The 10,828-nt window shown below is 62.9% G+C and carries 10 protein-coding genes and 1 pseudogene; 9 read left to right on the top strand and 2 right to left on the bottom strand.

The window, feature by feature from the left end; translation table 11 throughout:
• The 8 genes from EOA29_RS12935 to EOA29_RS12900 all read left to right on the top strand — a co-directional run.
• Nucleotides 1–793: PLP-dependent transferase (locus EOA29_RS12935; RefSeq protein ID WP_127220975.1), on the top strand; the 793-nt coding region annotated here is incomplete at its 5' end.
• A gap of 24 nt (nt 794–817) precedes the next feature.
• Nucleotides 818–2,095 carry a sugar ABC transporter substrate-binding protein gene (locus EOA29_RS12930; protein WP_126090578.1) on the top strand — a complete coding sequence of 426 codons (1,278 nt, stop codon included), beginning with the start codon at nt 818–820 and terminating at the stop codon, nt 2,093–2,095.
• 147 nt (nt 2,096–2,242) lie between these two features.
• Nucleotides 2,243–3,166, top strand: a complete 924-nt coding sequence (locus tag EOA29_RS12925) for a sugar ABC transporter permease (protein WP_126090577.1) — start codon at nt 2,243–2,245, stop codon at nt 3,164–3,166.
• Nucleotides 3,166–4,014 (top strand): carbohydrate ABC transporter permease, encoded by an 849-nt coding sequence (locus EOA29_RS12920; RefSeq protein WP_126090576.1) that lies wholly within the window; start codon nt 3,166–3,168, stop codon nt 4,012–4,014. The genes EOA29_RS12925 and EOA29_RS12920 overlap by 1 nt, the downstream gene beginning before the upstream one ends.
• Nucleotides 4,015–4,017: 3 nt before the next feature.
• Nucleotides 4,018–5,085, top strand: a complete 1,068-nt coding sequence (gene ugpC, locus EOA29_RS12915) for a sn-glycerol-3-phosphate ABC transporter ATP-binding protein UgpC (RefSeq protein ID WP_127220974.1) — start codon at nt 4,018–4,020, stop codon at nt 5,083–5,085.
• A gap of 69 nt (nt 5,086–5,154) precedes the next feature.
• Nucleotides 5,155–5,640 carry a hypothetical protein gene (locus EOA29_RS12910; RefSeq protein ID WP_126090574.1) on the top strand — a complete coding sequence of 162 codons (486 nt, stop codon included), beginning with the start codon at nt 5,155–5,157 and terminating at the stop codon, nt 5,638–5,640.
• Between the two features lie 177 nt (nt 5,641–5,817).
• Entirely contained in the window at nt 5,818–7,257 is a 1,440-nt protein-coding gene (locus EOA29_RS12905; protein ID WP_126090573.1) for an aldehyde dehydrogenase family protein, read from the top strand.
• Nucleotides 7,258–7,271: 14 nt separating this feature from the next.
• Nucleotides 7,272–7,850, top strand: a complete 579-nt coding sequence (locus tag EOA29_RS12900; protein WP_126090572.1) for a DUF1349 domain-containing protein — start codon at nt 7,272–7,274, stop codon at nt 7,848–7,850.
• Between the two features lie 29 nt (nt 7,851–7,879).
• On the opposite strand, the pseudogene EOA29_RS12895 reads toward EOA29_RS12900, so the two are convergent.
• Nucleotides 7,880–8,038: pseudogene (locus tag EOA29_RS12895) on the bottom strand (helix-turn-helix transcriptional regulator); the annotation flags it as partial.
• Nucleotides 8,039–8,318: 280 nt separating this feature from the next.
• On the opposite strand from EOA29_RS12895, the gene EOA29_RS12890 reads away from it, so the two are divergent.
• Complete coding sequence (locus EOA29_RS12890; protein WP_126090571.1) at nt 8,319–9,602, top strand: O-antigen ligase; 1,284 nt, start codon at nt 8,319–8,321, stop codon at nt 9,600–9,602.
• A gap of 47 nt (nt 9,603–9,649) precedes the next feature.
• Here EOA29_RS12890 and EOA29_RS12885 read toward each other — a convergent pair whose 3' ends face one another.
• Nucleotides 9,650–10,741, bottom strand: coding sequence for an acyltransferase (locus EOA29_RS12885; protein ID WP_126090570.1), 1,092 nt, complete (start codon nt 10,739–10,741; stop codon nt 9,650–9,652).
• Nucleotides 10,742–10,828 lie beyond the last annotated feature (87 nt).

Raw genomic sequence — 10,828 nt, 5'->3', positions numbered from 1 at the left:
TATCAAGGTCGACTATGTCGACGGCTCCGATCCAGACGCTGTCGCGGCGGCGCTTCCCGGCGCCAAGCTGCTCTATCTCGAAAGCCCGACCTCCATGATGTTCGAGCTGCAGGACATCGCGCACCTGACCCGGCTGGCGAAGGAACAGGGCATTGTCACCTCCATCGACAATTCCTGGGCCACGCCGGTATTCCAGAAGCCGATTGCGCATGGCGTCGATCTGGTGCTGCATTCGGCCTCGAAATATCTCGGCGGTCACAGCGACACCGTCGCCGGCGTGGTGGCTGGGTCCGCCGCGCACATCAAACACATCAACGAGCAGACCTATTCCTCGCTCGGCGGCAAGCTCTCGCCGTTCGAGGGCTGGCTGCTCTTGCGCGGCCTGCGCACCCTGCCGTTGCGCTTGCCGCATCACATGAAGAGCGGGCTGACGCTTGCCGAGCGGCTCAAGGCGTATGGCAAGGTCGAGCGGGTCAACCATCCCGCCTACTCCAATCACCCCGGCAAGAAGACGCTTGCCGGCTATGCCGGACTGTTCTCCTTCGAGGTCACGGAGGATGTTGACATTCCTGCTTTCGTCGATGCGCTGAAGCTTTTCCGCATCGGCGTCAGCTGGGGCGGCCATGAAAGCCTGGTCGTGCCGGCAAAGGCCTCGCTCGAGCAGACGCCGGGTCTGAATTCGATGGCGCGCTTCGGCGTCAGCCCCCGAACCATCCGCTTCAATGTCGGATTGGAAAATGTCGAGGATCTCTGGGCGGACGTCGTCCAGGCCTTCGACAAGTCAAAAAAATAACTGTTCAAAATGGGAGTCCTGAACATGAAAAGACTGACGCTGATGCTTGCCGCCGTTGCCGGCCTGGCGATCTCCGCCAGCGGTGCGCTGGCCGACACCACGATCAAGATGGTCGAGGTCATCACCAGCCCGCCGCGCACCGAATTCCTGAAGAAGCAGATCGCCGAATTCGAAGCCGCCAACAAGGGCATCAAGGTCGAGCTCGTCTCGCTGCCCTGGGGCCAGGCCTTCGAAAAATTCCTGACCATGGTCCAGGCTGGCGATACGCCTGACGTCGTCGAGATGCCGGAACGCTGGATGGGCCTCTATGCCAACAACGGCCAGCTCGAGGATCTCGGCCCATATATGGCCAAGTGGGACGACGCCAAGACGCTCGGCGACCGCGCCAAGCAGTTCGGCTCGACCGTCAACAACACCCAGTTCATGATCCCCTACGGCTACTATGTGAACGCGTTGTTCTGGAACAAGAAGCTGTTCAAGGAGGCTGGCCTCGACCGTCCGCCGGCAACCCTCGACGAGTTCGTCGAGTTCTCCAAGAAGATCTCGGCCATCCCCGGCAAATACGGCTACTGCCTTCGCGGCGGCCCCGGCGCCTTCAATGGCATGCACATGTTCATGAACATCGCCGACGGCAAGGGCGGCTATTTCACCGACGACGGCACCTCGACCATCAACGACGAGGGCTCGGTCAAGGGCCTGCAGATGCTGGCCGACATGTACAAGAATGGGCTGGCGCCGAAGGATGCGGTGAGCTGGGGCTTCAATGAGACGGTGACCGGTTTCTATTCCGGCACCTGCGCCATGCTCAACCAGGATCCCGACGCGCTGCTCGGTATCGCCGACAAGATGAGCGCTGACGACTTCGCCGTGGCTCCGCTTCCCGTGGGACCGAGCGGCAAATCCTATCCGACGCTGGGCTATGCCGGCTGGGCGATGTTCGCCAATTCCCAGCACAAGGACGAGGCCTGGAAGCTGATGGCGACGCTCTTGTCGCCCAAGGACAATCTGGAATGGGCCAAGGAAGTCGGCGTCGTCCCGATCCACAACGGCGCCGACCAGGACGCTCACTTCAAGACGGAGCAGTTCAAGGGCTGGTTCACCGAGCTCAGCGACAGCTCCAAATATGAAATGGTGACCCCGCCGACCCATCTCGAGAACCTCGGCAACTTCGTCGACCAGGTGGCGATCAAGAACTTCCAGGAAGTGCTGCTCGGCCAGAAGCCGGCCAAGCAGGTGGCTGACGAATGGGCTGCGTTCCTGACTAAGGAACAACAGGCCTGGCTGGCCAAGAATAAGAAGTGACGCCCTCTCTGCCTTCTCCCCGTTAACGGGGAGAAGGTGGTCCGAAGGACCGGATGAGGGGCGGCGCCAGCATTTCATAAGTTCGCGCTGCCCCTCATTTGCCTGCCTGTTGGCACGCCGGCCCCCACCTTTCACCGCGAGCCCCGTATGACCTACGCAGTGTCCGAAATCCGATCCGCCGGCCGGCCGCGGAAGAAGCGGCTGAGCAAGGCCGCGATCGAGCCATGGCTCTATCTTTCGCCGGCTATCGTCCTGCTGGTCGTGGTGCTCCTGGTGCCGCTGATCATCGGCATCAGCTATTCCTTCCGCAAATTCTCGGCCTTCAAGTCGGAATATGTCGGCCTTGGCCAATACGAGGCGATGTTGTCCGACCAGGTGCTCGGCCAGGCTCTCGTCAACACGCTATGGTGGACCGTCGCCAGCCTGTTCTTCCAGTTCTTCCTCGGGCTAGGTCTGGCGCTGCTGCTCGACAAGCCGTTTTACGGCCGCAGGATCGTGCAGGCGGTGGTGTTCCTGCCCTGGGCGGTGCCGTCCTTTCTGTCGGGTCTCACCTGGGCCTGGCTGTTCAACCCGATCATCGGGCCGCTGCCGCACTGGCTCTTCGCGCTTGGGCTGAAGGCCGAGCCGACCAATGTGCTCTCCGATCCGGCCACCGCCATGTGGGGGCCGATCGTCGCCAACATCTGGTTCGGCATCCCCTTCTTCGCCATCACGCTGCTCGCCGCGCTGAAGTCGATCCCGTCCGAGCTGCATGAGGCGGCGGCCATCGACGGCGCCTCGCCCTGGCAGCGCTTCACCAAGGTGACGCTGCCGTTCCTGGCGCCGACCATCGTCATCACCGTCATGCTGCGCACGATCTGGATCGCCACCTTCGCCGATCTGATCTTCGTCATGACCGAAGGCGGGCCGGCGGGTTCGACCAGCACGGTGCCGGTCTATATCTATGTCAGCGCCTTCAAGTCGCTGGACAAGGGCTATGCCTCGGCTGTCGCCGTGCTGCTGCTGGTGCTGCTGATTGCCTATGCGATCGGCCTGATCGCCATCCGCCGTACGTTTGTGAGGCATGTCTGATGATCGCCGGTCGCTCCACCTCCTCGCGCATTGCCGGCGGCATCGGCCTTTACGCAGCGATTGCCGCCTATGTGATCTTCGCGCTGTTCCCGATCTTCTGGACGCTGAAGATATCGGTGACGCCCGAGCGCCTGCTCTATTCGGAAGGCATCACCTTCTGGCCGTCTGAGATGACTTTTCAGAACTTCGCTACCGTGCTCGAAGCCTCCGACTTCCCGCGCTATTTCCTGAACAGCGTCATCGTCTCGGTGTCGACGGCGGCGCTCGTGACGGTGATCGCCACGCTCGCCGGCTACGCCATGTCGCGCTTCGCTTTTCGCGGCAAGGCGACTTTAGCCATCCTGCTGCTGCTCACCCAGACCTTCCCGCTGGTCATGGTCATCCCGCCGATCTACCGCATCATGGGCGATCTCGGCCTGACCAACAGCCTGACCGGGCTGATCATCATCTACACCGCCTTTAACACCGCCTTCGCCACCTTCCTCATGCAGTCCTTCTTCGACGGCATCCCGAAAGACCTGGAGGAGGCGGCGATGATCGACGGCTGCACGCGCGCTCAGGCGATGCGCAGGGTCATCGTGCCGCTGACCTTGCCCGGCATGGGCGCCACGCTCGGCTTCGTCTTCACCGCCGCCTGGAGCGAGCTGCTCTTCGCGCTGATGCTGATTTCCAGCGACGAGCAGAAGACCTTTGCCGTCGGCCTGCTCACCTTCATCGGCAAGTTCGCGGTCGACTGGGGGCAGATGATGGCGGCGTCCATCCTGGCGCTGATCCCAGTCTGCGTCTTCTTCGCCTTCCTGCAACGCTATCTCGTCACCGGCCTCACCGCCGGCGCGGTCAAAGGATAATCGATGGCTTCCGTCACGCTGCAACATGTCGAGAAGGATTATGGCGCGCTGCGCATCCTGCACGGCGTCAATCTCGAGATCGCTGACGGCGAATTCGTCGTCCTGGTCGGGCCGTCCGGCTGCGGCAAGTCCACGCTGCTGCGCATGATCGCCGGCCTGGAGGAGGTTACCGGCGGCGAGATCCGCATCGGCGAGCGCCTCGTCAACGACGTCGCGCCCAAGGACCGCGACATCGCCATGGTGTTCCAGTCCTACGCGCTCTACCCGCATATGGACGTCTCCTCCAACATGGGCTTCAGCCTGATGTTGAAGAAGGCCGAGAAGACGGCGATCGACGGCAGGGTCGGTGCCGCCGCCAAGCGCCTCGGCCTTGAAAGCTTTCTCGGCCGCCTGCCGCGCCAGCTTTCCGGCGGCCAGCGCCAGCGCGTCGCCATGGGCCGCGCCATCGTGCGCGACCCGAAAGTGTTCCTGTTCGATGAGCCGCTGTCGAACCTCGACGCCAAGCTGCGCGTCCATATGCGCGCCGAGATCAAGGCGCTGCACCAGCAGCTCAAGACCACTTCGGTCTATGTCACGCATGACCAGGTCGAGGCCATGACCATGGCCGACCGCATCGTCGTCATGCATGACGGCTATGTGCAGCAGGTCGGCCACCCGCTGGAGCTTTACGACCGGCCGACCAACACATTCGTCGCCGGTTTCATCGGTTCGCCCGGCATGAATTTTTTGCCGGCGAAGGTTGCCAAGGGCGGCAAGGTGGATGCCGTGCTGGCCGACGGCCAGAAGCTCCGGCTGCCCGACGGGCTGCCGCTGAAGGACGGCGATGCGCTCACCGTCGGGCTGCGACCGGAACACATCCGGCTGGTGGACGATGGCGCGCTGAAGGCCGAGGTCGAGGTGGTCGAGCCGCTTGGCCTGTCGACGCAGTTCTATGTCAGGCTGGCCAACCAGCAGGTTTGCGTCTTCGTCATGGGCCGCAGCAATGTCAGGCCGGGCGACACGGTGCGGCTGTCAGTCGATCCGGCGTCGCTGCATCTGTTCGATCCTGCAAGCGGCAATCGGATCGGCTAGCCCATCGGTGCAGGGTCAGAAGCCCTGGGCTAAAATCGTTCCCGTTGATTCGTCTCGGCAGGGAACGGCATGAGCAAGGCTCTCAGCACATTCGCATTGGTCACGGTTCTGAGCGCCTTGCTGATGGCGCTTTCACTGGCGGTGGCGAGGCACGGCTACCCCTATGGCGCCTTCGGCGTGAAGCGCCTCGACGGCATTGCCGATGCCGGCTCCTTCCTTGCGATTGCCGCCATCTATTTCTTCAGCGCGCTGTTGATGATGATCCTGCCCATCCGCGCCGCCGGCATCGTGCTCACTCATGCCGCCGACGCGATCTTCTGGGCGACGATCGTGCTGTTCGCGACCATCGTTGGCTCGCTGCTCGCCAGATGGGCCTTCGGCCAGCATGAAGTGCTCTGGGCGCTTTTCAACTGGCGCTTTCTGTTTGTGGCCGCGATCGTGGGCGCGCATCTCACCATGAACGAGCTTCGCCGCAACATCCTGCTCAGAAGCCTGTTCTTCGTCGTCTTTGCCGCGGTAACGCTCGCCTGCCTTTTCTGGTCGTTCGCGGTCTGAGGCCGTCAAGCTTCAAATCGTGACAGGTCGTCGCGGGCAAGCTCGATGGACTTCCCCAGCCGCGCGCCTACCTTTATCGAAAGCTCTCGGCTAGACCTTTCGGCGGGCATTGCGTATAGCATTTGTCTGACAAATGATCGGCGCGTTGCCGCTTCAGCCAATCTCGAAGGAAACAAGATGACCGTGCTCCGCAAGAACCTTATCGACGGCGAGTGGCTGGGCGAGGCCGGCTCGCGCAACATCAACCCGTCGAACACCAACGATGTCGTCGGCGAATACGCCTCGGCCGGGCCGGAGGAAGCAAAACAGGCCATCGCGGCAGCCAAGGCGGCCTTCCCGGCTTGGTCGCGCTCAGGACCGCTGGCCCGTCATGCCGTGCTGAAAAAAACCGCCGACGAAATCATGGCCCGCAAGGACGAGATCGGCCGCTCGCTGGCGCGCGAGGAAGGCAAGACGCTGGTCGAGGGTGTCGGCGAGACCATCCGGGCGGCGCAGATCTTCGACTTCTTCGCCGGCGAGACGCTGCGCCTGTCGGGCGAGATGGTCCCGAGCGTTCGGCCGGGCGTCGGTGTCGAGATGACCCGCGAGGGCGTTGGCGTCGTCGGCATCATCACGCCATGGAATTTCCCGATCGCCATTCCCGCCTGGAAGATCGCTCCGGCGCTCGCCTACGGCAACACAATCGTCTTCAAGCCGGCGGAGCTGGTCCCCGAAAGCGCCTGGACCATCGTCGACATCCTGCACCGCGCCGGCCTGCCCAAGGGCGTGCTCAACCTCGTCATGGGCAAGGGGTCGATCGTCGGCCAGGCCATGCTCGACAGCCCCGACGTCAACGCCATCTCCTTCACCGGCTCGGTCGGCACGGGCAAGCGCGTCGCCGCGGCAAGTGTGGAACATATGCGCAAGTTCCAGCTCGAGATGGGCGGCAAGAACCCGCTCGTCGTGCTCGACGATGCCGACCTTGCGGTTGCTGTCGATTGCGCGATCAACGGCGCTTATTTCTCGACCGGCCAGCGCTGCACGGCATCCTCGCGTCTTATCGTCACCGACGGCATCCACGACCGCTTCGTCGACGCGGTGAAGGAGCGTCTGAACAAGCTCGTCATCGGCGATGCGCTGGATGCCAAGACGCAGATCGGGCCGGTGGTCGACCAAACCCAGCTCAAGCAGGACGAGGACTATATCGCCATCGGCCGCCAGGAGGGCGCCGAGCTTGCCTTCGGCGGCGAGCGGCTGGAGCGCGGAACGCCCGGCTTCTATCTGAGGCCGGCGCTGTTTACCGGCGCCACCAATGCCATGCGCATTTCGCGCGAGGAGATCTTCGGGCCCGTCGCCAACGTCATCCGCGTCAAGGACTATGACGAGGCGCTCGCCGTGGCCAACGACACGCCCTTCGGCCTGACCTCCGGCATCTGCACGACGAGCCTGAAGCACGCGACGCATTTCAAGCGCAATTCCGAGGCCGGCATGGTCATGGTCAACCTGCCGACGGCGGGCGTCGACTTCCATGTGCCGTTCGGCGGCCGCAAGAGCTCGAGCTATGGCCCACGCGAGCAGGGCCGTTATGCGATGGAGTTCTACACCACCGTGAAGACGGCCTATACATTCGCCGGCTAACTGGAAGACTCAAAATGTCGGGCTTTGCCGGAATGACCTGGCTCAACCCGCCGCCGCACCATACGTTCGGCGACGGGACGCTCCAGGTCGGCACCGGCATGGAGACCGATTTCTGGCGTGAGACCTTCTATGGCTTCCGGCGTGACAATGGCCATTTCTTCTACCGGCCGATAGCCGGCGATTTCAGCGCCGAAGTCACCGTCAAGGGCGACTATAAAGCGCTCTACGACCAGGCCGGGCTGATGGTGCGCTTGAGCGAAACGCACTGGATCAAGGCGGGCATCGAATACACCGACGGCCTCGCCTATTTCTCGGTCGTCGTCACCAACGATCGGTCGGACTGGTCACTGGTCGGCATCAACGCGGACCCGAATGGCGTCCGCATTCGCCTGACCCGTCATGCGGAGGCGATCCGCGTTCAATATTTGGACGCCGCGGATGGTCACTGGAAGCCGGTGCGGTTGGCCTATTTCCCGACCTCGCGGAGCGTCGATGTCGGGTTGATGTGCTGCTCGCCGCAGCGCGAAGGCTTCGAAGTGACCTTCACCGACTTTGTCGTCGGTCCGCCGATTTCCAGGGAACTGCACGGCTGACAGGGGCGCGGCCGGAAACTGCGTCGGCTTCAGGCCTCCATCCGGTGCTGGAAGAATTGCAGGAACAATTCGCGCTCGGTGGTGATGTCGAGTTTTTCGTAGATGCGGCGGCGGTGGTTCTTTACCGTGCCGACGGTGATGCCGAGCCGCTCGGCGATGTTGGCGGTCGGATGCCCGGCCAGGATGAGCTTTCTGGCTATCCTTGCCGATCGGCTCATCCAGGCCGCCGTCGCCCGGTCGACGATGGCTTGAGGCCGGCTGCGCCGCCGCCCCATTCCGGCCTTTTCGCTATGCGACAGGCCTCGGATGGCCGCCTCTTTTTGCCCGTGACAACATTTCCGGTTGAGCCATCGGCGCTGGGGCGATAGGTTATGCTGCAGTGCACAATGATCTGGCCAGGCCGAACATTGGCGTGCCCGGCTACCAGAGGCTGAACCGGTCCAAGGCTGAACGGACAAGAAATCCGGCATGAAGATTCCGAAATCCATTCTGCTCGATCCCGAGGCGAACAAGGCCTATGGCGCCTTTGCCGTGGCGGTTTCCGTCCTTGCCTTTGCCTATTCCAGCAATTTCGGCCAGATCCTGATCCTTGCCTATTACGCGGTCTGGCTGCCGCTGCTCTTTGTCGACTACCGACGCTTCACCTGGAAACTCTCGAGCGCCTGGCTGCCGATACTCTTTGCGGCCTATGTCTGCCTGTCGGTCTTCTGGTCGCAGGCGGCCGGCACCAGCGCGCGGGCGGCGGTGCAATATTCCTCGCACATCGTCTGTGCCTATATCGCGGCTCGCACCATCAGCGTTCGTACGCTGGTGCTGGGCTCGCTGATCGGCATCTTCTTCGTCCTGCTCTACTCATTGAAAGTCAACGCTTACGCGTTGGACATAATCGACGGCACCTTCAATTTCGTCGGCGCTTTCGCCTCCAAGAACCAGGTCGGCTTCTTCTCGTCGCTCGGCATCTTTTTGTCCCTCGTCTTCCTGATGTTTTATCGGCGCAACTGGCTGAGCTTCGTCTGGACAGCGCCGATCATCCTGATGTCGGCATATATGCTGGCGATCTGCCACTCGGCGACATCTGTCGCCTCTCTGCCGGCGGTGCTCGGCGTCGTCATCCTGCTCACCATGAGCAGGGTGCTGTCGCGGCGCTACCGCCGCGTGCTGTTCGTGGTCGGCGGCGGCGCGCTGGTGGCCGGCGTGGTGGCCGCGCTGAACCTTGGCCTGCTGGACGTCGTGCTCGGCATTTTCGGCAAGGATTCGACGCTGACCGGCCGCACCTATCTCTGGCAACAGGGTTGGGAGGCGGCGCAACTGCATCCGCTGCTCGGTTACGGCTATGCCGCCTATTGGGTGCAAGGCTTCGCCGATCCGGAACGGTTGTGGGCGGAATTCTACATCACGACCCGCACCGGCTTCCACTTCCACAACACCTATATCGAAACCCTGGTCGAGATCGGCTTCGTCGGCGTCACCATGCTGGCGCTGATCATCCTGCGCGCCTTCTACGGCCATGTATCGAAGGTGGTGTTCGGCGACTGGAGCGCCGATTCGGTGGTGCTGGCCGGCGCCGTCGGGCTGATGCTGATCCGCTCCTTCTTCGAGGTCGAGATCCTCGGCCCCTACTTCATGGCCTCCTTCATCGTCTATTACGGCCTGTTCAAGCTGAGCCCGCTGCCGGTTGCCCGGCGACGGCGGGTTGCCATTCCCGTCCAGGATGAAAAGCCGGCCGCCGGCCACATGCCGGCCCCGGTCTGATCGACATCTGAACCGCTCTAAGGTCTGTCGAGATTAAGGTCAGACCCTTAGGCCACGGCCCGCGAGCGCTGCATCTGCCGCTGCAGGAAGCGGCGCAGCGGCTCGTCGTAGATGCGGGTGGCGATGTCGGCGATGACGATGACCGCGACCGCCATCAGGATGCCGAACCACGGATGATGCGCGAACGGGTCGACCGACACCGCCTTGCCGGCACCGGCGATGATCATCAGCATCGGCGTGTGGATGATGTAGATCGGGTAGGAGATCCGCCCCAGCCAGCCATAGAAGCCTGCCAGACGCGGCGCGGTCGGCGCCACGGCGCCGGTCACGACCATGAGCGGGAAGACGATGACGATAGAGGCGAGGTCGTAGGCGACGCGCGCGCCGCCCGCCGGCGCGACGGCGAACACGGCCAACGTGAGCAGGATCGCTGCCTCGACCCACCAGCCGCGCCGCATGAAGCCGAGATTGCCCTGGTAGCCCGCCATCGACCGGCACAGAAGCACGCCCAGGAAGAAGGAGAACGACACGCGCGGCAGCCCGCTGACGATGGTCTTGCCGGTCATGCCGAAATCGAGCGTGCCGGCGTACACCGAGGCGACGATCAGCAGAACGAGGCTGACGCCGATCAGCGCCGTCAGCACGCGTCTCGACAGTACGAAGAAGACGGCGACATAGGCGATGTTGACGATCAGTTCGAAGAACAGCGACCACGACGCAGGATTGAGCGGAAAGATCGTGTGATAGGCCTCGCCGACCAGCGGGATGAAGAACATTCCTGTCGTCAGCTGCATGCCGATCTCTGACAATGGCATGTATTCCGTCGGGATCAGCCTGTTCTTGACCAGCAGGTAGAAGAAACCGAGCAGCGTGCCGGCGAGGTACAGCGGATAGAGGCGTATCAGGCGGATCGCCAGGAACGTGCCGAAGCCCATGCCGTTCTCGATCTTGCGGTCATAGGCATGCGCGATGACGAAGCCGCTGAGCAGGAAGAAGAGGTCGACCGCGAGATAGCTCGACGGCAGCACCTTGCCGTCGGCAAGGAATGGCGAGAAGTGGTAGAGCATCACGCTGATCGCCGCCACGCCGCGGATGGCGTCGAGGTTGAGGTAGACGTGACGCGGAGCGGCGGGCTGCATTTTATGCCTTCAAGCGCGGTACAGACAGTTCGCTCGCCCGCACCTAGGCGCGAACGAGCCTGACGTGTTCCTCCCGCCTCCGTCGCC

This window comes from Mesorhizobium sp. M1E.F.Ca.ET.063.01.1.1 (assembly GCF_003998155.1).
Lineage (GTDB): Bacteria > Pseudomonadota > Alphaproteobacteria > Rhizobiales > Rhizobiaceae > Mesorhizobium.
Note: the sequence above shows the minus strand (reverse complement) of the source record. Positions and strands in the feature narration are given on the sequence as shown.